Here is a 24,644-nt window from a genome sequence, read left to right on the forward strand (position 1 = left end):
ACGCGGGGACCCAAGGTCACTAATCTCGGTGACCTTGGGTCCCCGCGTTCGCGGGGATGACAGCTTTGAGGCGGCGCTCATGGTGATCCTATAACCCCAGCGCGACGCCTTCGCTGCGCGGATCGGCGCCGCCGCGCCAGCCGCCGGCGATCCGTTCGATTCCGTTCGCCTTGAGGCCGAGCGGATATTGCACCGTCTTATGCCCCATCGCGACGAGCGCAGGCTCCATCGCCCCCAGCATCGTCCCCTTTTCAAGGACCAGCGTGTCGTCGTTGGTGAAAATCAGCGGCAGCGCGATCGCGTCCTGGATGTTCAGATGCCAGTCGAGGACGCCGACGATTGCCTTCGCCACCTGCGCCGGAATCGTCGGCCCGCCTGCCGCGCCGACGACGAGGACGACCTTCCCGGCTTTGTCGTAGACGATCGCGGGCGACATCGACGAGCGCGGGCGCTTGCCGCCCTGCACCCGGTTGGCGACCTTCTCCCCGGCGATCTCGGGGGCAAAATCGAAGTCGGTGAGTTCATTGTTGAGGACGAAACCGTTCGCCACCAGCGACGAGCCGAACGCCCCCTCGACGGTCGAGGTCAGCGACGCGACATTGCCCGCGCGGTCGGCGACGGCGAAGTCGGTCGTCGCGGGGATCTCACGCGACGGCGGCGCGTGACGGACGGGGGCTCCCGGCGGGGTCCCCGGCGCGGCATGGGCCATCGCCTTGGTCGCGCTGATCAACTTGCCGCGCGCCTTGATGTACCCCGGCGAGATCAGCCCGGCGGTCGGCACCTCGACGAAATCGGCGTCGCCGCCGTACGCCGCGCGGTCGGCGAAGGCGAGGCGCTCGCTCTCGGCGAACAAGTGCCACGCGACCGGGCTGTCCTTGCCGAGCTTGGCCATGTCGAAGCCTTCGAGCTGGCCGAGCATCGCAACGACGGCGATCCCGCCCGCCGACGGCGGCCCCATCGAGCAGACGCGGTAGCTGCGGTACGCGCCGCACACCGGCGCCCGCGCCTTGGCGCGATACGCCGCCATGTCGGCCATCGTCATGTTCGACTTGTTCGTCGGGGCCAACGTCACCGCGGCGACGACCGCCGCCGCGACCGGACCCTTGTAGAAGGCATCGGGTCCGTTCGCGGCGATCGCCTCGAAGGTCTTTGCGAGGCGTTCGTTGACGATATGCTCGCCCGCAGTCTTCGGCGTCAGGTCGGCGTGGAGGAACAATGCGGCGGCGTCGGGGGTGCGCGCGAGTGTCTTCGCCCGCTCGGCGATCGCGCTCGCCATCCGCGGGGTGATGTCATAGCCGCCGCGCGCGAGGGCGATCGCGGGTTCGAACAGCTTTGCCCACGGTAGCTTGCCGTATTTATCGTGCGCCAGCTTGATCATCGCGACGTTGCCGGGAACCCCCACGCTGCGTCCGCCGGGAATCGCCTCGCGGTATGGCTGCGGCGTGCCGTCGGGCAGGAGGAACAGCTTGTCGGTCGCCGACGCCGGGGCCTTCTCGCGTCCGTCGAAGGTCGCGGGGGTCGAACTGCCGACCGGCTGATAGACGAGGAAGCCGCCGCCGCCGATGCCAGACGATTGCGGCTCGACGACGGTCAGCGCGAGCAGCGTCGCCGCGATCGCATCCATCGCATTGCCCCCCGCCTTGAGCATCGTGATCCCGGCGGCAGCGGCGCGCGGGTCGGCGGCGGAGACCATCGCCTGCGGCGCGGCGGGGGCCTTGGCAGCGGTAACCGCTGGAACGAGCGCGAACAGTGCCAGCGCCGAGACGAAATGCTTCACCGGAATTCCCTGCTATCCTTGCGCAACCATATCGACGCCGGGCGCGCGATCAAGCGTCCAACCCCACCACATCGGCGACTGCGGCAAAGCCGTCGCGGCGAAGGAGGTTTGCAAGGTCGATCTTGATTCGCCCGACGATCCCCGGGCCGCCATAGACCAGCCCAGTGTAAAGCTGGACCGCGCTCGCCCCGGCGCGGAGCTTGGCGTAAGCGTGCGCCCCCGTCGCGACTCCGCCCGCGCCGATCAGCGGCAACGCCTTGCCGGTAGCGCGGGCGAAGACGCGGAGGATTTCGGTCGACGGGGCGAACAGCGGCGCGCCCGACAAGCCGCCGGCCTCGGGGCTCGCGATGCCCGGACGCGCGAGCGTCGTGTTCGACACGATGAGCCCGGCGACCTTGCCGTCGAGCGCGACGCGGGCGATGCCGTCGATCTCGTCGGGGTCGAGATCGGGCGCAACCTTGACGAACACCGGTACGCGGCGCGCCTCGCCGAGCACGGCGGCGATCAAGGCGGTGAGTTCGCCGGGGTCCTGCAGGCCGCGCAGCCCCGGCGTATTCGGCGACGAGATGTTGACGGTGATGTAATCGGCGACGTCGCGGACCGCGATCGTCCCGGCAACATAGTCGGCGATGCGGTCGACGCTGTCCTTGTTCGCACCGATGTTGAGGCCGATCACGCCCGTCGGACGCTTCGCCCCGAGCCGCGCGACCGCTGCCGCGACGCCGCCGTTATTGAAGCCCAGCCGATTGATCACCGCTTTGTCGGCGACGAGGCGGAAGATGCGCGGCTTGGCGTTGCCGACTTGCGGGCGCGGGGTGACGGTTCCGACCTCGACGAAGCCGAAGCCCAGTCGCAGCATCGCGCCGGGCACCCGCGCGTCCTTGTCGAACCCGGCTGCCAGCCCAACCGGGTTCGGCAGCGCGAGACCGGCGATGATCGTCGCAAGCAGCGGGTCGTCGCGGCGATCGCGCGGGCCAAGTCCCCATTCGAGCGCCGTGATCGTCAATTCGTGCGCACGTTCTGGGTCGATGCGGAAAAGCGCGGGGCGGATCAGGTCGAACACCGCGCCACCATGCACGGCAACGCGCGTGGGGCCAACCGTCGCGGCGATGTATGCGGGCGCACGCACCTTATATTGGAGGCCAACGCTCGGAGGATCGACATGGTCAAGGCAGTCTGGAACGACACGGTCATCGCGGAATCGAACGACACCGTGGTCGTCGAGAACAACCATTATTTCCCGATTCAGTCGGTCGCGCCGGGCATTCTGTCGCCGACCAAGACAACCAGCATCTGCCCGTGGAAGGGGACCGCCGAATATCATTCGGTAAATGCTGCCGGCAAGACCAATGTCGATGCCGCTTGGTATTATGCCGAACCGAAGGCGGCCGCAGCCGAAATCAAGGGCCGCGTCGCCTTCTGGAAGGGCGTCAAGGTCAGCTGAACCGGGGGCGGCTTCCTCCGCCCCCGGTCCGGACCTTTACTTCACCGACGCGAGCGTCTTCCCGAGTCCGGCGACCTTGTCCTTGGTCGCTGGCGTCGCATGGCCGGCGATCTTGGTCGTCTCTTCGGCGAGCTTGCCGACGAGCGTCTTGATCTTCTCGCCGTCGGGCTGGTCGGCATGGAGCGCCTTCTTGAGCGCTTCGAGATCGCGAACGATGCCCTTGGCGCCGGGAATGTCGGCGTCCTTCAGGCTGACTTCCCAGTCGTCGATCAGCTTGATCGCGGCGGCGGGGGTAATGCTGTCGACGCCCTTTTCGAAGGCGTGCTCGGTTGCGGCGAAACGGGCAGGCATGGGTCAAGCTCCTGAATTGGCCGGGATGGCTGCGGCTCAACCGATGATGCGGAGGTTGGTTGTGCGGCGTTTCGGCACGCCGGGCCGTCCTGCAATCGTATTATTGTCATGACTTATCGGTTGACGCCGCCGCGTGACGTGCGATGTCGCAGCGGCGCTTATCTCACTTGCATTTGGCATCGACCCCGCAGGACCATGACCCCCAGGCCGATCCTCCTACTGATGCTTGTCGCGGGTTGCAGCGGGACGGCTCCGCCGAAGCCGAAAGCGGCGCTGACGGTCGCGACCGAGACGGCAGCGCTCACCGATTATTCGCCGCGCCTCACGGTCCTCGGTACCGTCACCCCGCTGCAATCGGTCGCAGTCCGGACGCGGGTCGACGGCCAGGTCACCGCCGTCCTGTTCCGCGAGGGCCAGACCGTCCGCGCCGGACAGCCGCTGTTCCGCCTCGACGACCGTGCGGTTCGCGCCGGGCTCGAGCAGAACCGCGCGGCGATGGCGAGCGCGGCGGCCACCCGCCTCCAGGCCGCCGCCGACCTCAAGCGCAGCGAAGCCTTGGTCAACAGCGGCTTTGTCACCAAGGCGACGATCGAATTGAAGCAGGCGGCGGCCGATACCGCGGCGGCGAACATCGGGGGCGCAGCGGCGGCGATCTCGGCCGGGCAGACCGCATTGTCGTATCTCACCGTTCGCGCGCCGGTCGCCGGGCGGACCGGGGAGATCAACTTTAAGACCGGGGCGACGGTGCGGACCGCCGACGTCCTGCCGCTCGTGACGGTCAACCAGCTGTCGCCGATCCTCGTCCGTTTCGCCGTGCCGCCCGAACAGATCCAGCCGCTGCGCTCGGCGCTCGCGGCGGGGCCGGTGACGGTCGTCGCGCGGGTCCACGACAGCACGACGCCGATCGCGACCGGCAAGCTCGTCTTCCTCGACAACAGCGTCGACGCCAATACCGGCTCGCTCGCGGCGAAGGCCGAATTTGGGAACGCCGGCGATGCGTTGTGGCCCGGTGCGCTGGTCGACATCGACGTCCCGCTTGGCGGCACCGCGCAGCGGATCGCAGTTCCCGAGGCGGCGGTCCAGAACGGCCCCGACTTCACCTTCGTCTGGACCGTTCCCGCGACCGGAGCGGCGACGATGACCAAGGTCGTCGTGGCCGGGCGCAGCGGCGGCAAGGCGTATCTCACGAGCGGCCTGAGCCCCGGCGCGGTCGTCGTGACCGACGCGCTCGCCAAGCTTCGCGACGGCGACAAGGTCAAGATCAAGCCGGCGAAAGCGAGTGGCGACGCCGCCGCATGACCTGGATCCGCGCCTTCGTCGACCGGCCGATCGCGACGATCCTGTTGACGATCGCGATCATCGCGGCGGGCATCTTCGGCTACCAGCAGCTCCCTGTCGCCGCACTGCCGCAGGTCGATTTCCCGACGATCCAGATCAGCGCCAACCTGCCCGGGGCGAACCCGGCGACGATGGCGAGTGCGGTGGCGACGCCGATCGAGCGCCAGTTGTCGACCGTCGCCGGGATCGACCAGATCACGTCGTCGTCATCGACCGGATCGACGAGCATCACCGTCCAGTTCGCGCTCAACCGCAACATCGACGCCGCCGCGTTGGACGTCCAGTCGGCGCTGTCGGCGGTCGCGCGCAAGCTGCCGATCGAGATGACGACGCCGCCGTCGTTCCAGAAGGTCAATCCGTCCGACCAGTCGATCCTCGTGATGGCGCTGCGCGACCCGACGATGCGGCTGTCCGACCTCCAGACGATCGCCGACACGACGATCATCCCGCGGCTGTCGACGCTGGAGGGGGTCGCGCAGATCGACGTCTTCGGCGCGCGCAAGTTCGCCGTCCGCATCCAGTTCGACCCGACCAAGCTCAGCGCGCGCGGGCTGACCCCGGAGGACGTTCGCGTCGCGGTCGCGGCGGCGAACAGCAACACCGCGGTCGGGCTGATCGGCAACGGCCCGCGCAACTACATCCTCGACGCGACCGGCACGCTCAAGCACGCCGCCGACTTCACCCCGATCGTTATCGCCTACAAGAACGGCCTGCCGGTCCGCCTCGGCGACATTGCCACCTCGATCGATTCGATCGAGAATCTGCGCGGCGCGGCGAAGTTCAACGGTAACCCGGGACTCGCGATGGGGATCAAGCGCCAGCCGGGGGCGAACGTCGTCGCGATGGCCGACCGCGTCGAGGCGCTGCTGCCATCGATCCGCGAGAGCCTGCCGGCGAACGCGCATTTCGACATCATCGTCGACCGCTCGCAGTCGATCCGCCATTCGGTCGCCGACGCGCAGACGACATTGGTCGGCACCGCGCTGCTCGTCGTGCTGGTGATCTACCTCGTCCTCGGCGACCTGCGCGCGACGCTGATCCCGGCGATCGTCCTGCCGGTCGCGGCGATCGGTACCTTCGCGGGCATGTTTCTCGCCGGGTTCAGCCTCGACAACCTCAGCCTGCTCGCACTGACGCTCGCGACCGGCTTCGTCGTCGACGACGCGATCGTCGTCCTCGAGAACATCGTCCGCCACGTCGAGCATGGCGAGAAACCGCGCGAGGCGGCGGTGACGGGCACCAAGGAAATCGCCTTCACCGTCGTCTCGATCTCGGTCAGCCTCGTCGCGGTGTTCATTCCGCTGCTGTTCATGGGCGGCGTCATCGGGCGGCTGTTCCGTGAGTTCGCGGTGACGATGACGATTGCGATCGCGGTGTCGGCGGTGATCGCGCTGACGCTCGCGCCGATGATCGCGTCGCGGGTCCTGCGCGAGGGCGACGAGAAGCCGGGGCGGATTGCGCGCTGGTCGACGCGCAACTTCGACCGGGCGCAGCGCGGCTATGCCCGCGCGCTCGATTGGGTGCTGGCGCGGCGGCGGATCGTCCTCGGGCTGACATTGGCGTCGATCGTCGTCGCGATCTGGGGTTTCGGCGCGATCCCTAAGGGCTTCTTCCCGACCGAGGACACCGGCAACATGTTCGTCGGTGTCGAGGTCGCGCCTGACGCCGCCTACCCGACGCTCCAGGCGAAGCAGGACATGATCGCCAAGATCATCCTCGCCGACTCCGCGATCCTCCGGGTCAATTCGTTCACCGGCACCGGCGGCGGCGCGGGACGGATCTTCGCGCCGATGAAGCCGCGGAGCGAGCGCGATTCGGCCGAGGTCGTCCAGACGCGGCTGCGCAAGGCGCTGTCGGGCATTCCCGGCGTCCTCGCCTCGCCGAACATCCCGCAGAATCTGACGCTCGGCGCGCGGCCGAGCTCGACCAACTTCCAATACACGCTCCAATCGGTCGACCAGACCGCGCTGTTCGCTTTCGGCCAGGCGTTCGAGGCACGGATGCGCGCGACCCCGGGGTTCGAGGACGTCAATTCCGACCTCCAGCGCGGGGCGCGGCAGGCGCGCGTGATCATCGACCGCGACGCCGCCTCGCGCCTCGGCGTGCCCGTTCAGGCGATCCGCGACACGCTATATTCGAGCTTTGGGACGCGGCAGATCTCGACGATCTACACCGACGTCGACAGCTATCAGGTGATCCTCGAGATCGCCGCCAACGAGCAGATGACCCCCGACAGCATCAACACGCTCTACGTTCGCGGCGACACCGGGGCGACGGTGCCGCTGTCGGCGGTGACCCGCGTCGTGATCGAGGGCGCGCCGCTGTCGATCAACCATCAAAGCCAGCTGCCCGCGGTGACGATCAGCTTCAACCTGACCCCGGGCACCGCGCTGAGCCAGGCCAAGACGCGGATCGACGCCGCCGAGGCCGAGATGGGCATGCCGTCGACGATCGAGGGGTCGTTCCAGGGCAATGCACAGGCGTTCGAGGCGTCGACAGCCGGTATGGGCTGGCTGTTCCTCGCGGCGGTACTGGTGATCTACATCGTCCTCGGCGTGCTGTACGAAAGCTTCATCCACCCGATCACGATCCTGTCGGGGCTGCCTGCCGCCGGCATCGGCGCGGTCGCGGCGCTGGCGATCTTCCACATGCCGCTGGACGTCATCGGCATCATCGGCGTCGTCATGCTGATCGGCATCGTCAAGAAGAACGCGATCATGATGATCGACTTTGCGCTCGCCGGGCAGCGCGCGCACGGCTGGACCCCGGCGGTGGCGATCCGCGCAGCGGCGACGACGCGCTTCCGCCCGATCATGATGACGACCTTCGCCGCGATCGCCGGGGCGCTGCCGCTTGCGCTCGGCCTCGGCGCGGGGGCCGAACTGCGCCAGCCGTTGGGCGTTGCGGTCCTCGGCGGGCTGATGGTCAGCCAGGTGCTGACATTATTCATCACTCCGGTCGTCTACCTGAGCATCGAATCGGCCGGCGAGCGGCGACGCGCGCGGCGGCTGGCGGCGCAGCCCGAACTGCCGCTCGACGAGCCAGCGGTGCGCCTTGCTGCCGAATGATGTGCGACATGACGTGCGGCATAACGTTCATCGGCGCGACAACCGGCGCAGTATAACGATGTCCGGTAGTTCGACGGGACGGTGTCACATGCGTTTACGCTTTCTCCTGCCGGTCACGCTGATGCTGGCCGGTGCCGTGCCGGTCGCGGCGCAGGAATATCCGCCGCCCGACGGCTATGCCCAGTCGGGCTATGACACCGATGGCCAGTCGGTCGATTCGATCGCCGTGTTCTTCGAGCCGCTGTCGCGTTACGGGCGCTGGGTCGACAGCCGCTTTGGGCGCGGCTGGACACCGAACGTCAACCGCGACTGGCGGCCGTACACGATCGGCCATTGGGAGCAGGGTGCCTATGGCCAGACATGGCGGAGTGACGAGCCGTTCGGCTGGGCGGTATTCCACTTCGGCCGCTGGGGCTTCGACCCGGCGATCGGCTGGGTGTGGACCCCCGACACCGTCTGGGGCCCGGGCTGGGTCGCGTGGCGCGACGGCGACGACGTCACCGGCTGGGCCCCGCTGCCGCCGCGCGTCGTCCTCAACTTCGACGCCGGCTATGGCGACGGCTTCAATAGCTGGGGCTTCGACCAATGGTATCAGCCGGCGTGGGTGTTCGTCCCACGCGGCAATCTTTATGGCCGCTCGCTGCGCGGCGTGATCCTGCCGTACGGGCGCAACCGCGATTACTGGGGAGCAACGCGCGGCATCACGCATTACGATCGCGTTGGCGGCCGCGTCTTCAACCGCAGCTTCGATGGTGAACGGGGGGGCGACCGGGGCCGGGGCGATCCGCGCGGCGGACGCCCCGATTTTCGCGGCAACTCCGGCGGTGAGCCGGTGATGCAGGGCGGAGGCCGCCGACCCGACGTCCGCCCGCAGGGTGCGGTCGGCGGCGATGTCCGCGGCTATCAGGGAAATCCGCGACGCGACGGCCGCCCGCCCGACTTCGTGCCTCCGGCGAATGTGCCGCCGGGGACCATGCCGCCGCGCGACGGCCGTGGCGGCTTCCAACCGCGCGGAGGGTTTGTCCCGTTCCAGCCGCAGGGCGGTCGCCCACCCGTTGCGGTCGCCCCGGCGGGCAACGCGGCCCCCGTCCGGCAACCCGCGCCGATCGCCCAGCCGCGCCCCGAGGCACCCCGCCCGGCACCGCAGCCACGCACCGGTCCTACCCAGTCGCGCGAGGCCGGCGAGCGCGTTCGTCCCCAATGATCACCGGACAAATGACGATCGGGTGACACCAACCCCTTGCGCGGGCGCGCCGCACTGCACAGTATGCGGGCGAGCGACCAACGCCCGGAGGATGATTGCCGAACCCGCCCGCCTTCGACGAAATGTTCGGCCATGTCGCATCGGGCGGCAGTATCCGCGATTGCTACGCCCCGATCGGCGCATGGCTCGCCGATTCCCCGTTCGAGGTGATGGCGACGCGGCGCCGGCAGGCCGAGCTGTTCTTTCGCCGCATCGGCATAACCTTCGCGGTCTACGGCGACCCTGACGCCGCCGAGCGGTTGATCCCGTTCGACATCGTCCCGCGGATCCTCGGCGCCAAGGAATGGGCGACGATGGAGGCGGGGCTGGTCCAGCGCGTCGGCGCGCTCAATTCATTCCTCGCCGACATCTACGGCAAGCGCGAAATCCTCCGCGCCGGCATCCTCCCCGAGGAGCTTGTCTTGCGCAACCCGGGCTTCAGCCTCGCGATGGTCGGCAAGCGCCCGGTCGGCGACATCTGGGTCCATATCGCCGGGATCGACCTTGTCCGCACCGACGCCGACGATTTCTATGTGCTCGAGGACAATGCCCGGACGCCGTCGGGGGTGTCGTACATGCTCGAGAACCGCGAGGTCATGCTTAAGCTGGTCCCCGAGCTGTTCGCCAAGCTGCGCATCCGCCCGGTCGAGAATTACCCCGACATGCTGCTCGAAATGCTGCATTCGGTGGCCCCGGCGCGCGCGGGTAACGATCCGACGAGCGTGCTGCTGACCCCGGGGCAGTTCAACAGCGCGTTCTACGAACACAGCTTCCTCGCCGACAAGCTCGGCATCGAGCTCGTCGAGGGGTCCGACCTCTTCGTCCGCGACGAGCATGTCTATATGCGGACGACCGAGGGGCCCCAGCGCGTCGACGTCATCTACCGTCGCCTCGACGACGCCTTCCTCGACCCGCTCGTCTTCCGCCCCGATTCGATGCTCGGCGTGCCCGGGCTGATGAGCGCATACGACGCCGGCAACGTCAGCCTGGCGAATGCGGTCGGCACCGGGGTCGCCGACGACAAGGCGATCTACAGCTACATGCCCGAGATCATAAAATTTTACACCGGCGCCGAGCCGATCCTGAAGAACGTCCCGACATGGCGTTGCCGCGAGCCCGAGGCGCTGGCGTATGTCCTCGACCATCTTCCCGAGCTGGTGGTCAAGGAAGTCGACGGGTCGGGCGGCTACGGCATGCTCGTCGGCCCGCACGCGCCCGCCGCGACGATCTCCGCCTTCGCCGCCAAGCTCCGCGCCAACCCCGAGAAGTTCATCGCCCAGCCGACGCTCGCGCTGTCGACCTGCCCGACCCTGTGCGACGCCGGCGTCGAGGCGCGCCACGTCGACCTTCGCCCGTTCGTCCTGACCGGGACCAACGGCACGCGGATCGTGCCGGGCGGCTTGACGCGGGTGGCACTCGATCCGGGCTCGCTGGTGGTCAACAGCAGCCAGGGCGGTGGGACGAAGGACACGTGGGTGGTCGATGATTGAGATGCGCCACGCATCCTCACCCTGGTCGCCAAGCGGCGACCTGTCCCTCCCCCTCAAGGGGGGAGGGAAGTAGGATGCTCTCTCGCACCGCCGGCAACCTCTACTGGGTCGGGCGCTACATCGAGCGGGCCGACTTCCTGTCGCGGCTGATCGAGGCGACGCTGCGGCTGGCGTCGCTGCCGTCGTCGTACGGCGGCATGACCAATGCGTGGGAATCCGCACTCGAAGCCGCGTGGATGACGCAGGCGCATGCCGAGCGCGGGCTCGCCGCCGACGAGTTCGGCGTCAGCGAGTTCCTGACAGTCGATCCGACCAACCCGAGCTCGATCCGCCGCTGCCTCGAATGTGCCCGCGCCAACGCCCGCGCGGTCCGCACCGCGCTGACGCTCGAGGCGTGGGAGGCGATCAACGGCGCGTGGCTCGACGTCCAGCGCTACGGCACGCGGCTCGAGGGGCGCGACGATCTCGTCCGGCTGCTCGACACGGTCAAGGCGTCGATGCTCGCGTTCGACGGTGCCGCGCACCGGACGATGCTGCGCGGCGACGCCTATTGGTTCATCATGCTCGGCAGCGCGGTCGAGCGCGCCGACAACACCGCGCGGCTGCTCGACGTCAAATACCATTTGCTCCTGCCGCGCGGCGAGAAGGTTGGCGGGTCCCTCGATTACTTCCAGTGGACGACGATCCTGCGAACGGTATCGGCGCTGACCGCGTATCGCTGGGTCTACCGCGATTCGGTCAAGCCGTGGCTGATCGCCGACCTGCTGATCCTCAACCGCCAGATACCACGCAGCCTCGCGTCGTGCTACGAGGAGATCCTGCGCCGTCTCGACCAGCTGTCACACGCGAGCGCGCGGCGCGGCCCGGCGCACCGGCTTGCCTCGGCGGGCTATGGCCGCCTCGAATCGGGCAATATCGACAAAATCTATTCGAGCGGGCTCCACGAATTTCTGCGCGACTTCATCGCCGACAACAACCGGCTGGGGGCAGCGATCGCCGAGCAATATCTTTTCTGATCGGGGGATCGGGTGCGCATACGAATCGACTACACGACTGCGTATGATTATTCGCAGGCAGCGAGCAGCGTCGTCCAGCTGCTTCGTGTCCAGCCGCGTGGCGGGTGGGACCAGCATGTCGCGCGGTGGCGGGTCGACGTCGATGCCGACGGCAGCCTGCGCGCCGGGACCGATGTCTTCGGCAACGCGACGCATTTGTTCACCGCGTCGTCGCCGGTCACCAGGCTGACGATCAGCGTCACTGGCGAGGTCGACACCGACGAGGCGCACGGCGCGGTCCGCGGCTTCCTCGAGCCGCTGCCACCGGCGATGTTCCTCCGTACAACCGACCTGACCACCGCCGACCCGGCAATCACCGCCTTCGCCCATGACCAGCCGCAGGACGACATCCTCGATACGCTGCACGCGCTCAACCTGGCGATCAACGCGCGGATGGTGTTCGACGCCGACGCAACCGGCACCGGCACCGATGCGGTCACCGCTTTCGCGCAGACGCGCGGAGTCTGCCAGGATTACACCCACGTCTTCTGTGCCGCCGCGCGGATCCTCGGTGTCCCGGCGCGCTATGTCTCGGGCCATTATGTCCGCCCCGAGGCGCAACCGGCGGGGCACGCGTGGGCCGAAGCCCTCGTTCCCGACCTCGGCTGGGTCGGCTTCGACCCGACCAATGGCATCTCGATCACCCCCGCGCACGTCCGTGTCGCGGTCGGATTGGACTATCTCGACGCCGCCCCGGTCCGCGGCGCGCGGCGCGGCGGCGGAGTCGAGACGATGCACGTCGCCGTCAGCGCGGTCGACACCGGCGCGGTTTCGCGTCAAAGTCAGCATCAGGGACAGGCGTGAGCGTCCAGCACGGACAGTTCAGCGTCGAGGGGGAACCGATGACTTATTGCGTCGGGATTTTGGTCCGGGACGGGCTAGCGATGCTCGCCGACACGCGGACCAATGCCGGGTTGGACAACGTGTCGAGCTATCGCAAGCTGCGCGTGATCGATGCCGGTCCCGGGCGGACGATGGTCGTCGCCAGCGCCGGATCGCTGTCGGTGACCCAGGCGGCGATGACCCGGCTGACCGACGCGATGCTGCTCGCGGCGGTCGGGGAGGACGGCGAGCGCGCCGGTGCGCCTGAGACGCTCGCCACCGCACCGACGATGTTCCGCGCTGCGACGCTGATCGGCCAGGCGCTCCACGCCGCGCGCGCCGCGGTCGACGAGGCGGTCGGCGGCGACCGGATCTCGACCAGCGCGACATTATTGTTCGGTGGCTGCATCGCCGGGCGCAAGCCGCGGCTGTTCCTGATCTACGCGAGCGGCAACTTCATCGAGTGCCAGCCCGACACCCCGTATCTCCAGATCGGCGAGCATAAATACGGCAAGCCGATCCTCGACCGCGTCGTCCAGTACGACACGCCGATCGCCGAGGCGGTCAAGGTTGCGCTGATTTCGTTCACCTCGACGATGCGGTCGAATCTGGCGGTCGGGCTGCCGATCGACCTGATGGTCCTGCGCAGCGGCGAAACCGAACCTGAGCTCGTCCACCGCATCACCGACGACGACGATTACTACCGCGAGCTCACCGAACGCTGGTCGGCCGCGATGCGAAACGCCACCGCGAGCATCCCGCTACCGCCGTATGGCGCGGCGGCGGGGCAGGGAGTGCTGGTCTAAGCCGTAACCGCGACCGTGGCGGTCTTCGCGGTCCGCGCCCGCAGCATGATCGCGAGCACCAGCCCAAGCCCCGCGACGCCGGTCATCGCGAGATAGCCCGGCGCGCCGATGCGGTCGTATAGCGGGCCCGACAGCAGCACGGCGGCGGCGTAGGTCGGCGCGTTGGCGAGGCCCATGTAGATCATCTGCGCGGTCGGCGTGCGGTCATCGCCGAACAATGTCTGGATGAAGCGCATCCCGCCGAGGAAGGTCGCGGCGAAGCTGAGTGCGTGGAGCAGTTGCAGCGGGATCAGGATCCACAGCGGCGGCAGCATCGCCAGCGCGGTCCAGCGGATCACCGCGCCGACGCCACCCGCGACGATCAGCGATTCGGGGCGGAAGCGCGCCGACCAGCCGCCGAGGAAGATGAGGAAGCCGACCTCGGCGAGCGTGCCGATGTTCCACAGCATCGCGATCGTGCCGCCCGAGAAATGCTGGACGTTAGTCCAGACGAGCGACCCGGCGGTGTACAGGAAGGCGGCGCTCGCCTGGATCAGTCCGGCGGCGAAGATGAAGAGCGTAAATTCGGGGTTGCGGAGCATGCCGAGGCCGGCCGCGAGCCGCTCGCCGAACGGCTCGCGCTTTTCGGCGCGGGCGAGGACGGGTTCGCGCGGCATCAGCGCACTCCACGCGATCATCGCCGCCGAAATCACCAGCAGGAACGCCCAGATCGGCCAGTAGCTTTGCGTCGCGTCGTTGAGGAATCCGACCGTCGTCGTCCCCGCGACGAAGGCCGCGCTCGCGAGGCCGCGCGCGACCCCATACGGCGGGCGGCCGGTGCGGGTCAGGCGGAGCAGCGTCGTCTCGACCACCGGCAGCAGCCCCCAGAAGGCGATGTCGAGGATAAGGATCAGCGCGAATACCGCGACGAAACCGGTCAGCAGCTTGAGTACGGCGAATCCGGCGGTCAGGACGATCGTGAACATGAACAATGGCGCGCGGCGGTCGCTCCGCCCGTCGGCCCATGCTGCGGTCAATGGCCCGGCGAGCGCGCGGCTGAACCCGGCGATCGCGAGGACGACGCCAATCTCCGCACCCGAAAACCCGTGCACCTTTTCGAGCCACAGCGGCAGGAACGGGATCAGGCAGCCGAACCCGGCAAAATACAGGCAGGCGAGGACGGTCGAACGTATCGCTGGGGTCATGCACGGCTCCGGAGGCGTTCTCCACCATGCGACGCGGCGGACCGTCGCGGCAAGCCCGTAGCGCCCGCGAAAAGCGTCAGGACTCTTTACACATCCGTTACGGACTTATCTCTCCGATCGAGGGAAATCAGTCACATAACGGCATGGCACGCAAATTGCTTACATTCCCGTAACGAACGCATCGTGTGTTTGGGGAGTGTTTTTGGTGCGTATTCTGCTGTCGGCCCTCGTTTCGTTCCTGATTGCCTCGTCGGCATCGGCGTTGACTTATTATCCGAACGCCATGGGGATTCGCGTCACCAGCGCGACAGGATCGTTCATCCAGCTTGCCGAAGTCGTCGTCGCCGATAGCGAGGCGATCGACGTCGCCGCCGCCGCGAACGGCGGTGTGGCCTATGCCCTGAACGCGCTGGGGTCGAGCGGCGCGGCGAATGCAATCGACGGCCGGACCGGCGGCAACGCCGCGAGCGGAATTTACCAATCGGTCGGAACCGCCGGCGATTACCTCGACATTTACTTCGGCCGCCGCATCATCCTGTCGTCGATCGTGCTGTTCGGGCGCACCGATGCCGATACCGCCGGAAATACGTTCGTCGTCACGGTGTTCGACAACTTCGGCCGCTCGCTGTTCACGAAGATGGTCGACGCCAGCGCGGGTCCGGCGACGATCTGGTTCGATGTCAACGGCACCGCCGTCGTGCCGGGACAGCAGGTGATCGAAGGGCGCGGCACCAGCGGCACCGTCCCCGAACCCGCGAGTTGGGCGTTGCTGATCGCCGGCTTCGGCCTGATCGGTACCGCGCTCCGCCGCCGCCGGACCGGCCACGCCGCCGCCTGACCGGCGCGATCCCTTTTCATTGGCGGGGTGCGCGCGCAGTGGCGTAGACCGAGGAAAATCCTTGGGAGCCCGACCGATGCCATTACCCGAACTGTTCGACCTGACCGGCCAGACCGCGCTGATCACCGGATCGTCGCGCGGCATCGGCAAGGCGATCGCCCACCGCATGGCCGAGCACGGCGCGAACGTCGTCGTCTCGTCGCGCAAGATGGACGTCTGCGAGGCGGCGGTCGCCGAGATCAACGCCGCCGTTGGGCGTGACGCGGCGGTCGCGATCCCGGCGAACATCGCGTCGAAGGAGGCGCTGCAGATGCTCGTCGACAAGACGATCGAGCGCTTCGGGCAGATCGACACGCTCGTCTGCAACGCCGCGTCGAACCCGTACTACGGACCGCAGGCGGGGATCAGCGACGACCAGTTCATGAAGATCCTGCAGAATAATATCGTCTCGAACCACTGGCTGATCCAGATGGTCGCCCCGGCGATGCTCGCGCGCAAGGACGGCTCGATCACGATCATCTCGTCGATCGGCGGGCTCAAGGGGTCGACGATCATCGGCGCCTATTGCATCTCCAAGGCCGCCGACATGCAGCTCGCGCGCAACCTCGCCGCCGAGTTCGGGCCTTCGAACGTCCGCGTCAACGCGATCTGCCCGGGGCTGATCAAGACCGATTTTGCCAAGGCATTGTGGGATGATCCCGCGACGCTCAAGGAAGCGACCGGCGGCGCACCGCTGCGCCGGATCGGCGTCCCCGACGAGATCGCCGGGATGGCGGTGTTCCTCGCCGGTAAGGCGGGCGGTTTCACGACGGGGCAGAGCTTCGCGATCGACGGCGGCGCGACGATCGTCTGAGGACTAGAACAGCCGCGGCTGCGCGGGGACAGGCACTGCGACCGGCGCGCCACCCCGCCGCGCGACCTCGGTCCGCGCGGAGAAGCGGACGTCCTCGTCGCGGTCGGCGGCAAAGGCGGTCAGGCTCGCGTCGTCGAGGTCACGCCAGTTCTTGCCGCGGTTCGGCCCGGCGGGGACGCGCGGCAGCAGCCCCGGCTCGGCGCTCCACGCGATCAGTTGCTCGACGGACGCAACGCTGAGCATGTCGCGCAGATGGTGCGCGGTGACATAGGCATCGGGCCCGGCGCGGTGGACCGGCAGCCCGAGGTCGCGGTCGAGCCCCTCGGGCATCCGCCAATAGCGCAGCACCTGGTTCGAGAACGACGGCGCGCTCGGCCACACCCGCAGCGCGCATTTCCACGTGCAGATCCACGGCAGCCCGCCGGTCAGCCGCGGGGTGCACCATTTGCCCTCGAAGCTCGCGCGGTGCGCCGCAAGCGCGACATACGGCCCGCGCAGCACGCCGGGCGCAACGTCGGCGAACAACGGCGCATCGGCGACATCGCTGTCGATGATATGATGGACCGCGGCGGTCACCGGCGGGATGCTCCGCCCGGGGTTGGTGAGGATACTGCCGCGCCCCGGCATCACCTGCCAGACGCCGTCGTCGTCCTGAGCGACGTCCTGCCAGCCGATTTCGCAGACGCCATGCGCCGACGGCTGGCCGCCGGTGGTCTCAAGGTCGATGACGCGAACGCTACGCACCGACGATATATGTGTCAGGTCTCGTGCAAATAGAAGCGCTTGGTCGCATTTAGCTGGTCATCGAGCTCGTAGACGATCGGCTGGCCGGTCGGGATTTCAAGGGCAGCGATGTCGGCATCGCTGATTCCCGACAGATGCTTGACCAATGCCCGCAGCGAATTGCCGTGCGCGGCGACGACGACGCGCTGCCCGGCGCGAAGTTCGGGGGCGATCGCGCTGTCCCAATACGGCAGGACGCGGGCGATCGTGTCCTTGAGGCTCTCGGTCGCGGGAACCGCGATCCCGGCATAGCGGCGGTCGGCGGACAGGTCGTAGCGCGACCCCGCCTCCATCGGCGGCGGCGGAATGTCGAACGAGCGCCGCCATTCGTGCACCTGCGCCTCGCCGTGCAGCGCCGCGGTCTCGGCCTTGTCGAGCCCGGTCAGCCCGCCATAATGGCGCTCGTTCAATCGCCAGTCCTTGACCACCGGCAGCCACAGCAGGTCCATCGCCTCGAGCATCAGGTTCGCGGTCTTGATCGCGCGAGACTGCACGCTGGTGAAGACGCGGTCGAAGTCATAGCCCCGCTCGCGCAGCAGTTCGCCCGCCGCGGTCGCCTCAGCGATCCCCTTCGCCGTCAGCGGCACGTCCCACCAGCCGGTGAAGCGGTTCTCAAGGTTCCACGCCGACTGGCCGTGGCGGATCAGGACAAGCGTCGGCATGATCAAAGATCCAGGTGCATGAAACGCAGGAACGGGTCGGGGCGATAGTCGCCGAACATCTCGCCGTCCTTGAAGCCGAAGCGGCGATACAGCGCCAGCGCCGGATCGAACGCCGGGCCCGAGCCGGTCTCGAGCCCAAGGCGGATGTAGCCGCGGTCGCGCGCGACCCCGATGATATGCGACAGCAGCGCCTTGGCCACGCCTTTGCGCAGATGTTCGGGAGCGGTGCGCTGCGACTTGATTTCGCCGTGGCCCGAATCGACCTCGCGCAGCGCGGCGCAGCCCATCAGCGAATGGCCATCCCACACCGTCCACCACGCGATCTCCGGGGTGCGGAGGCTGGTGAGATCCAGCGAATGGCGGCTCGGCTCGGGCGAGTGCGCGCGCATCTCGCGCATATGGTATCCGACGAGGTCGGCGACCTCGGGTCCGGACAAATCGTCGTCGACGGTAAGCATCGAATCGAGTTACCGCAGCCGGTCGACGACCTCAAGCAGTGCCGCGAGGCATTCGCGGCCAAGTGCCCGGCAGCGTTCGGGCGACCAGCCGGCGACGGGGTCGGGGTTCTCGGCGGCATCCTTGAACGGCATTTCGAGCGTCATCGCGAGACAGCCGAAGCGATTCGCGAGCTGGTTGGTGCTCATCGTCAGGTTCGCTCGGCCGGGAGCCGACGGCGGATAGCCGATCCGCGTCTGGAAATCGGGCGAGAGACGCGCGAGGATCGCCTTGTAATCGCCGAGCAACCCCAACTGCCGGTCGGTAATCTTCGGAATACCCTCGAACCCGGCGATGAAGTTGTGCGGCAGCGATTCGTCGCCGTGAACATCCATCGTGAAATCGGCCCCGGTCGCGTCCATCGCGGCGAGCGCGTGGACCACTTCGGGCGAGCGGTCGAGCGTCGGCCCGGCCCATTCGCGGTTGAGGTTGGCCCCGGCGGCGTTGGTCCGCAGATGCCCGCGGCGCGATCCGTCGGGGTTCATGTTGGGGATGATGTGGAAGCTCGCCTTCGCGCGCAGCGCGGTTGCGACAGGATCGGCGGCGTCGACCAGCCGGTCGAGCGCGCCCTCCATCCAATACTCGGCCATCGTCTCGCCGGGATGCTGGCGGGCGTAGAGCCAGACCTGCAAGGGGCCGCCGGCGATGTCGATGCAGTCGAGGTCCTGCCCGTCTAGCGTATGGCCGAGGACGCGAGTGGTGACGCCCGAAGCGGCGGCGATCCGCGCGATAAGGTCGTGATGCCGCTCCATCGTGTACGGCGCGAAATAAGCGATCCAGATGCTGTCGGTCGCCGGGGCGACATCGATCGTCAGGATCCCGTCGGCATAGCTCGTCTCGGTCCGTGTCCACGTCTGCCGGTCGGTCGAGACGACCGCGCGATAATCGGGCCAGCCACCCGGATACGCCGACCCGGCGCAGTTGGTGATCCGCACGCGGCACGCCTCGCCGCGCGCCCCCGACAGACGGAAATAGAACCACTGGTAGAAGTCGCTGTGTGCGTCCTTGCGGATCGCGAGGTCGATCGCCTGCGGCCCGTCAGCGCGCAGCACCTCGATATTGCCGCTGTCGAACGCGGCAGAGACGGTGATCGGCAAGGCGTGCCCCTACTTGTACGGGTAATGCTGGGTGACGCCCGACGGTCCGGGGAAGCCGTCGAGCAGCGCATGCGCCATCGCCGGAACCGACCGCGACAACGATGCCTGCGGCGAGCGCGTGTCGATCGCGACCTCCGCATTGCCCTCCCAGATCAGCGCCTCGTCCGAGCGGCGCTTGACCGTCAGGTGCATCGCGTCGATCTCGACGGCGTTCTGGCTGCCATGGCCAACCGGGAACGACGCCCCGCCGCCGAGGCCGACCCCGCCGCCGCGACCGCCGGTGAAGCCGCCGCCGCCGATGCCGATCGAGAACGGCGATGGGCGGCGCGGACCGACCGCGACATTCTGATTGATCGCAAGGGTAGCAATATATGCGGGGCCGGTTTCGACCGGGACGGGGGTGAAGCCCTGCGCGCGAAGCGCGTTGGCGACCGCGTCGAAATAGCTGCGGGTTTCGAGCCCGAAGGTCGCCTTGGTGTCGGCGGGCACCAGCGCGATCGTGCCGCGCGTCACCGGTGCGCCCAGGTGGAAGCGCTTGACGTCGATCCCCGCGTTCGAGGTCGCGCATCCCGCGACGGCGACCAGCGCGGCGATCGGGAGCAGGCGAAACAGACTGATCATCAAAACTTACCCCAGTGAACCTTGTCGCGCCGTACCAACGCGCATAACGCGAGTCCGACGCATATCCCTTGCTCGAGCCACCCGGAGTAGCCAATGGCCACCGCGACCGCAACGACCGGCACCGTTCTCGTCACCGGGGGCGCCGGTTACATCGGCAGTCACGCGGTGCTCGCGCTCGTCGATGCCGGGCGGCCGGTCGCGGTGATCGATACGCTCGCAACCGGATTCCGCTGGGCGGTGCCCGAGGGCGTTCCTTTCTATCAAGGCGATGTCGCAGACCCCGACCTGATCGACCGGATCGCGAGCGAGCAGGGCATCTCCGCGATCATGCACTTTGCGGGATCGCTGCTCGTCCCCGAATCGGTGGTCAAGCCGCTCGACTATTACCGCAACAACGTCGTCGCCTCGCGCAGCCTGATCGAGTCGGCGGTGCGGAACGGCATCAAGCACTTCATCTTCTCGTCGACCGCGGCGGTCTACGGCGTTCCCGAGGTCGTGCCGGTCGACGAGATGACGCCGAAGTCGCCGATCAACCCGTACGGCAATTCGAAGCTGATGACCGAGATCATGCTCGCCGACGTCGCCCGCGCGCATCCGATCAACTACGGCGCGCTACGCTACTTCAACGTCGCCGGGGCCGACCCGGCGGCGCGGAGCGGACAGTCGACGCGCGGCGCGACCCACCTCATCCACGTCGCCGCCGAGGCCGCGCGCGGCCTGCGCAGCGAAGTCATGGTCTACGGCACCGACTACGACACCCCCGACGGCACGGGGGTGCGCGACTATATCCACGTCTCCGACCTCGCCGCCGCGCATGTCGCCGCGCTGGGCGCGCTCGAAGCCGCGCCGACCGAATCGTTCGCGCTCAACTGCGGGTACAGCCGCGGCTTCTCGGTGCTCGAAGTCCTCGACGCGGTTGACCGGGTGACCAACCTCAAGCTCAAGCGGACGATCGCGCCGCGCCGCGCCGGCGACCCCGACACGCTCGTCGCCGCCACCGCACGCATCCACGAGCGCCTCGACTGGACCCCTAAGTACGACCGACTCGAAACCATCGTCAGCCACGCGCTCGAATGGGAGCGCCAGCTTGACTTGCGCGGGCTTCGTCCGTAGGCACCGCGCTCCATTCGCCTGCCTGTATTTCATCTTGGAAGTTCCCATGAAGGTCCGCAATTCCCTCAAGTCGCTGAAGTTGCGCCACCGCGACTGTCAGATCGTGCGCCGTCGCGGACGGACCTATGTGATCAACAAGACGAATCGCCGGTTCAAGGCTCGCCAGGGCTGATCTCGCTCCCTGTCGCCGATTCCGGCGACAGCCAAGTGAAGACACCGACCGCAGTCGTCTGGGACGTCGGGCATGTCCTGTACGACTGGGGCCCGCGCTATCTTTTCGCCAAACTGATTCCCGACCCGGTCGAGCTCGACTGGTTCCTTAGCCACGTCGTGACCAAGGCGTGGCACTTTCAAAGCGATGCCGGCCGCCCGATCGCGACGATGATCGCCGAGCTGTCCGCGCGCTTTCCTAAATATGCCGATCTGATCGCCGCCTATTGGCCGCGCTGGCTCGAGACGATCCCCGGACCGATGCCCGGGATGCTCGACCTCGTCGCCGAGCTCGACGCGGCAAACGTTCCGCAGTTCGCCATCACCAACTTCGGCGCTGAATTCTGGGCGATGTTCCGCCCGACCGCACCGGTGTTCGACCGCTTCCGCGACATCGTCGTCTCGGGCGTCGAGAAGGTCGTCAAGCCCGACCCCGCGATCTACGCCCTCGCCCTCGCCCGCTTCGGTCTTGCCCCCGGCGAAGGCGTGTTCATCGACGACCGCGCCGACAATATCGCCGCCGCCGACACCGCCGGTTTTATCGGCCACGTTTTCGTCGACGCCGCCGACACAAGGACGTGGCTGGCCGGGCAGGGCTTCTCTGCGGCTGCCGCCAAGTGACGATCATCACGATCGCGGCGGCGATCGTGATCGATGAACACGGTCGGGTATTGCTCGTTCGCAAGCGGGGAACGACGGCCTTCATGCAGCCGGGCGGCAAAATCGATCCCGGCGAAGCCGCAGAAGTGTGCCTCGCCCGTGAACTCCGTGAGGAGCTCGGCGTCGAGGTTGCGCCCGGCCCGGTCTTCGTCGGACGTTTTAGCGCGCCAGCCGCGAACGAACCGGACGCGATCGTCGACGCCTTGCTCTATCACGCTGCAATCGTCGGCGTGCCCTCGCCCGCAGCCGAGATTGACGCCATCGCCTGGCTTTCGCCTGATGCGGCCGATCCGCCGCCGCTGGCTCCGCTCACCCGCGACATAGCGTTGCCGATGGCGGCCAGCCTGCGTTAGACCATCGTATGTATGGAATCGTCATTGGCGGCGGCAACACCGTGGCTGCCGACGTAACGGCATGGCTGGCCGGACAAGGGATCCTGCCCACGTGACCCGCGACTTCGCCGTCGAGCAACGCGGCGTCGCGGTCCACATGGTTGCAGCGGCGGTGACTACGGCGGTTGCCTTCGGCGTTGGAATCGCCATCGCGCCCGACCTCGGTATCGCCACGCTCCCCGACCGCATCGCCTTCGCGCTCCGCTGCGACGTCTTTGTCTTCGTCTGGGTCGTGGCGATGATCGCCCGGATCGCTGCGCTGCGCTTTTTCTCACCCGCCGACATCGACAGCAGCGGCAATTCGACCCCCAGTCCGCAAGTCACAAATGCCCGCGCCGTGTTGCAGAACACGCTCGAACAGGTGGTCATCGCCGCCCCCGCGCACCTCGCGCTGGCGACACTCCTCCCCGCGCGGATGCTCGTCGTGGTCCCGATCGGCGTCGTCCTGTTCGGTATCGGCCGCGCCTTGTTCTGGCCAGGGTTCGCGCGGGGTGCGGCATCGCGTGCGTTCGGCTTCGCGCTGACCTTCTATCCGACCGTCGCCGCGTCTCTTGCGGCCGCACTGCTCATTGTGTCGCAGGCCTGACCCGCGCTAGACCATCGCATGGATCAAATCGTCATTCGCGGCGGCAACAAGCTGTCGGGCCGTATTCACATCTCGGGCGCGAAGAACGCAGCGTTGACGCTGATGCCGTGCGCGCTGCTGCTCGACGAGCCGCTGACGCTCAGGAACCTGCCGCGCCTCGCCGACGTCGATACCTTCGGCCATCTGCTCAACGGCCACGGCGTCTCGACGACGATCGAGGGGTCGCACCCGTCGGAGTTCGGGCGGGTGATGACCTTCCGCGCCAACCGGATCACGTCGACCACCGCGCCGTACGACATCGTCCGCAAGATGCGCGCGTCGATCCTCGTCCTCGGCCCTCTGCTCGCGCGCGCCGGCGAGGCGACAGTGTCGCTGCCCGGCGGCTGCGCGATCGGCAACCGCCCGATCGACCTCCACCTCAAGGCGCTGGAAGCATTGGGCGCGCACATCGAACTCGCCTCGGGCTACGTCAAGGCGACTGCGCCGAAGGGCTTGCAGGGCGGGCGCTACACCTTCCCCACCGTATCGGTCGGCGCGACCGAGAATGTTGTCATGGCGGCGGTGCTGGCGAACGGCGTCAGCGTCATCGACAACGCCGCGCGCGAGCCCGAAATCGTCGACCTGTGCTACTGTCTCGTCGCGATGGGGGCGAAGATCGACGGCATCGGCACCGAGCGCCTGACGATCACCGGCGTCGCCAAGCTCCACGGCGCGACCTATGCCGTTATGCCCGACCGGATCGAAACCGGCAGCTACGCCTGCGCCGCGGCGATCACCGGCGGCGAGATCGAACTCGTCGGTGCCGACACCGCGAGCCTCGGCGCGACCTTCGCTGCGCTGCGCGAGGCGGGCCTCGCGTGCGAGCCGACCACCGACGGCATCAAGGTCAGCCGCGCGAACGGCCTCCACGGCGTGACGGTGTCGACCGCGCCTTACCCCGGCTTTCCGACCGACATGCAGGCGCAGTTCATGGCGATGCTGTCGGTCGCCGACGGCGCGTCGCTGCTGACCGAAACGATCTTCGAGAACCGCTACATGCACGTCCCCGAACTCGCTCGGATGGGGGCCGACATCACTGTCCGCGGGCGATCGGCGGTGGTTCGCGGCGTCACCGAGCTCGTCGGCGCGCAGGTTATGGCGACTGACCTGCGCGCGTCGATGAGCCTTGTCCTTGCGGGGCTCGCGGCGAAGGGCGAGACCGTCGTCAGCCGCGTCTATCACCTCGACCGCGGCTACGAGCGGCTTGAGGAGAAATTGTCGGCGGTCGGGGCCGATATCGAGCGCATTTCCGATGGATGACGAAGCAATGGACGAAGCGGCCCCCGTCGCCGATTCGCGGCTTCTGCTGCTCGCGCAAGAAGCGGACGTGTTGCCGCTGATCTCGGCGCTGGTGCAGGACGCGATCGTCCATCCTGCCGAGATCGCCTACGACCGGCGCGCGCGGCGGCTGGTGCTGCTGCTTGATCGTTACCGCTGGGAGGCGGGCGACCGCACCCGCGTCCGCTCGGCGCTGCGGATCGAGAGCGTGACGCGGGTGCAGCGGCGCGGCTGGAGCGCGGCTGGGCCGCACGATCCCGACATCGCGGTGCTCGACCTGCTCGCGTTCCTGATCGAGGGCGACATCCTGACGATCGCCTTTGCGGCGGGGCCGACGCTGCGGATCGAAACCGAGTGCGTCGATATCATCCTCGAGGATATCTCCCCGCCGTGGCTCGCGGGGAGCGAGCCGATGCATGAATAGGGCGATGCCCTCCGA

General features: G+C 67.9%; 26 protein-coding genes. 17 read left to right on the forward strand and 9 right to left on the reverse strand.

From position 1 onward, the window contains the following. Window positions 1-88: 88 nt before the first annotated feature. Together ggt and KTC28_RS05910 are read right to left on the reverse strand one after the other, a co-directional pair. The gene (ggt, locus tag KTC28_RS05905; RefSeq protein ID WP_255602309.1) at window positions 89-1,777 is read right to left on the reverse strand and encodes a gamma-glutamyltransferase; all 1,689 of its coding nucleotides are present in this window, start codon (window positions 1,775-1,777) and stop codon (window positions 89-91) included. Window positions 1,778-1,826: 49 nt separating this feature from the next. After that, window positions 1,827-2,855: a quinone-dependent dihydroorotate dehydrogenase gene (locus KTC28_RS05910; protein WP_255602417.1), complete on the reverse strand. Its 1,029-nt coding sequence runs from the start codon at window positions 2,853-2,855 to the stop codon at window positions 1,827-1,829. Between the two features lie 84 nt (window positions 2,856-2,939). Between KTC28_RS05910 and KTC28_RS05915 the strand changes: the two genes are divergently transcribed. Then, window positions 2,940-3,221, forward strand: coding sequence for a DUF427 domain-containing protein (locus KTC28_RS05915; protein ID WP_216709494.1), 282 nt, complete (start codon window positions 2,940-2,942; stop codon window positions 3,219-3,221). A 36-nt stretch (window positions 3,222-3,257) separates the two neighbouring features. Here KTC28_RS05915 and KTC28_RS05920 read toward each other — a convergent pair whose 3' ends face one another. Beyond that, entirely contained in the window at window positions 3,258-3,572 is a 315-nt protein-coding gene (locus tag KTC28_RS05920) for a hypothetical protein (RefSeq protein WP_216709493.1), read from the reverse strand. Between the two features lie 195 nt (window positions 3,573-3,767). On the opposite strand from KTC28_RS05920, the gene KTC28_RS05925 reads away from it, so the two are divergent. The 7 genes from KTC28_RS05925 to KTC28_RS05955 all read left to right on the forward strand — a co-directional run bounded on the left by KTC28_RS05925 (window position 3,768) and on the right by KTC28_RS05955 (window position 13,394). Further along, entirely contained in the window at window positions 3,768-4,871 is a 1,104-nt protein-coding gene (locus tag KTC28_RS05925; protein WP_216709492.1) for an efflux RND transporter periplasmic adaptor subunit, read from the forward strand. Then, window positions 4,868-7,978: an efflux RND transporter permease subunit gene (locus tag KTC28_RS05930; protein ID WP_216709491.1), complete on the forward strand. Its 3,111-nt coding sequence runs from the start codon at window positions 4,868-4,870 to the stop codon at window positions 7,976-7,978. Before KTC28_RS05925 ends, KTC28_RS05930 begins: the two co-directional genes overlap by 4 nt. A gap of 88 nt (window positions 7,979-8,066) precedes the next feature. Further along, entirely contained in the window at window positions 8,067-9,182 is a 1,116-nt protein-coding gene (locus KTC28_RS05935; RefSeq protein ID WP_216709490.1) for a DUF6600 domain-containing protein, read from the forward strand. A 122-nt stretch (window positions 9,183-9,304) separates the two neighbouring features. Then, window positions 9,305-10,711, forward strand: a complete 1,407-nt coding sequence (locus KTC28_RS05940) for a circularly permuted type 2 ATP-grasp protein (protein WP_216709605.1) — start codon at window positions 9,305-9,307, stop codon at window positions 10,709-10,711. A gap of 74 nt (window positions 10,712-10,785) precedes the next feature. Continuing rightward, window positions 10,786-11,727, forward strand: coding sequence for an alpha-E domain-containing protein (locus KTC28_RS05945; RefSeq protein ID WP_216709489.1), 942 nt, complete (start codon window positions 10,786-10,788; stop codon window positions 11,725-11,727). 12 nt (window positions 11,728-11,739) lie between these two features. Further along, window positions 11,740-12,570, forward strand: coding sequence for a transglutaminase family protein (locus KTC28_RS05950; RefSeq protein WP_216709488.1), 831 nt, complete (start codon window positions 11,740-11,742; stop codon window positions 12,568-12,570). Continuing rightward, window positions 12,567-13,394, forward strand: a complete 828-nt coding sequence (locus KTC28_RS05955; RefSeq protein ID WP_255602310.1) for a proteasome-type protease — start codon at window positions 12,567-12,569, stop codon at window positions 13,392-13,394. The genes KTC28_RS05950 and KTC28_RS05955 overlap by 4 nt, the downstream gene beginning before the upstream one ends. On the opposite strand, the gene KTC28_RS05960 is transcribed toward KTC28_RS05955, so the two are convergent. Further along, entirely contained in the window at window positions 13,391-14,578 is a 1,188-nt protein-coding gene (locus KTC28_RS05960; RefSeq protein ID WP_216709487.1) for an MFS transporter, read from the reverse strand. The genes KTC28_RS05955 and KTC28_RS05960 overlap by 4 nt on opposite strands. Before the next feature lie 205 nt (window positions 14,579-14,783). Here KTC28_RS05960 and KTC28_RS05965 point away from each other — a divergent pair, with 205 nt between their 5' ends. Both KTC28_RS05965 and KTC28_RS05970 read left to right on the forward strand, forming a co-directional pair. Next, on the forward strand, window positions 14,784-15,416 hold the full coding sequence (locus tag KTC28_RS05965) for a PEPxxWA-CTERM sorting domain-containing protein (protein WP_226896118.1): 633 nt from the start codon (window positions 14,784-14,786) through the stop codon (window positions 15,414-15,416). 76 nt (window positions 15,417-15,492) lie between these two features. Beyond that, window positions 15,493-16,269, forward strand: a complete 777-nt coding sequence (locus KTC28_RS05970) for an SDR family NAD(P)-dependent oxidoreductase (RefSeq protein WP_216709486.1) — start codon at window positions 15,493-15,495, stop codon at window positions 16,267-16,269. Between the two features lie 3 nt (window positions 16,270-16,272). On the opposite strand, the gene KTC28_RS05975 is transcribed toward KTC28_RS05970, so the two are convergent. From KTC28_RS05975 to KTC28_RS05995, 5 genes are read right to left on the reverse strand one after another with little or no spacing between them, the layout of a single operon-like run. Then, window positions 16,273-17,013: an exonuclease domain-containing protein gene (locus tag KTC28_RS05975; RefSeq protein WP_255602311.1), complete on the reverse strand. Its 741-nt coding sequence runs from the start codon at window positions 17,011-17,013 to the stop codon at window positions 16,273-16,275. Between the two features lie 14 nt (window positions 17,014-17,027). Beyond that, window positions 17,028-17,714, reverse strand: coding sequence for a 2,3-diphosphoglycerate-dependent phosphoglycerate mutase (gene gpmA, locus KTC28_RS05980; protein WP_216709485.1), 687 nt, complete (start codon window positions 17,712-17,714; stop codon window positions 17,028-17,030). A gap of 2 nt (window positions 17,715-17,716) precedes the next feature. Then, window positions 17,717-18,172 (reverse strand): GNAT family N-acetyltransferase, encoded by a 456-nt coding sequence (locus KTC28_RS05985; protein ID WP_216709484.1) that lies wholly within the window; start codon window positions 18,170-18,172, stop codon window positions 17,717-17,719. A 9-nt stretch (window positions 18,173-18,181) separates the two neighbouring features. Further along, the gene (locus KTC28_RS05990; protein WP_216709483.1) at window positions 18,182-19,306 is read right to left on the reverse strand and encodes a M14 family metallopeptidase; all 1,125 of its coding nucleotides are present in this window, start codon (window positions 19,304-19,306) and stop codon (window positions 18,182-18,184) included. A gap of 9 nt (window positions 19,307-19,315) precedes the next feature. Continuing rightward, window positions 19,316-19,927 (reverse strand): DUF4136 domain-containing protein, encoded by a 612-nt coding sequence (locus tag KTC28_RS05995; RefSeq protein ID WP_216709482.1) that lies wholly within the window; start codon window positions 19,925-19,927, stop codon window positions 19,316-19,318. A gap of 93 nt (window positions 19,928-20,020) precedes the next feature. Here KTC28_RS05995 and galE point away from each other — a divergent pair, with 93 nt between their 5' ends. The 7 genes from galE to KTC28_RS06030 all read left to right on the forward strand — a co-directional run bounded on the left by galE (window position 20,021) and on the right by KTC28_RS06030 (window position 24,629). After that, the gene (galE, locus tag KTC28_RS06000) at window positions 20,021-21,040 is read left to right on the forward strand and encodes a UDP-glucose 4-epimerase GalE (protein WP_216709481.1); all 1,020 of its coding nucleotides are present in this window, start codon (window positions 20,021-20,023) and stop codon (window positions 21,038-21,040) included. Between the two features lie 46 nt (window positions 21,041-21,086). After that, window positions 21,087-21,212, forward strand: a complete 126-nt coding sequence (gene ykgO, locus KTC28_RS06005) for a type B 50S ribosomal protein L36 (RefSeq protein WP_174276400.1) — start codon at window positions 21,087-21,089, stop codon at window positions 21,210-21,212. A gap of 35 nt (window positions 21,213-21,247) precedes the next feature. Then, window positions 21,248-21,871 (forward strand): HAD family hydrolase, encoded by a 624-nt coding sequence (locus KTC28_RS06010; RefSeq protein WP_216709480.1) that lies wholly within the window; start codon window positions 21,248-21,250, stop codon window positions 21,869-21,871. After that, on the forward strand, window positions 21,868-22,263 hold the full coding sequence (locus KTC28_RS06015; protein ID WP_216709479.1) for an NUDIX hydrolase: 396 nt from the start codon (window positions 21,868-21,870) through the stop codon (window positions 22,261-22,263). The genes KTC28_RS06010 and KTC28_RS06015 overlap by 4 nt, the downstream gene beginning before the upstream one ends. Before the next feature lie 91 nt (window positions 22,264-22,354). Next, entirely contained in the window at window positions 22,355-22,888 is a 534-nt protein-coding gene (locus KTC28_RS06020) for an MAPEG family protein (RefSeq protein WP_255602313.1), read from the forward strand. Between the two features lie 18 nt (window positions 22,889-22,906). Continuing rightward, entirely contained in the window at window positions 22,907-24,187 is a 1,281-nt protein-coding gene (gene murA, locus KTC28_RS06025) for a UDP-N-acetylglucosamine 1-carboxyvinyltransferase (protein WP_216709477.1), read from the forward strand. Further along, window positions 24,180-24,629 (forward strand): DUF2948 family protein, encoded by a 450-nt coding sequence (locus tag KTC28_RS06030; RefSeq protein ID WP_216709476.1) that lies wholly within the window; start codon window positions 24,180-24,182, stop codon window positions 24,627-24,629. Before murA ends, KTC28_RS06030 begins: the two co-directional genes overlap by 8 nt. The last annotated feature ends 15 nt before the right edge of the window (window positions 24,630-24,644 follow it).

This window comes from Polymorphobacter megasporae (assembly GCF_018982885.2).
Lineage (GTDB): Bacteria > Pseudomonadota > Alphaproteobacteria > Sphingomonadales > Sphingomonadaceae > Polymorphobacter_B > Polymorphobacter_B megasporae.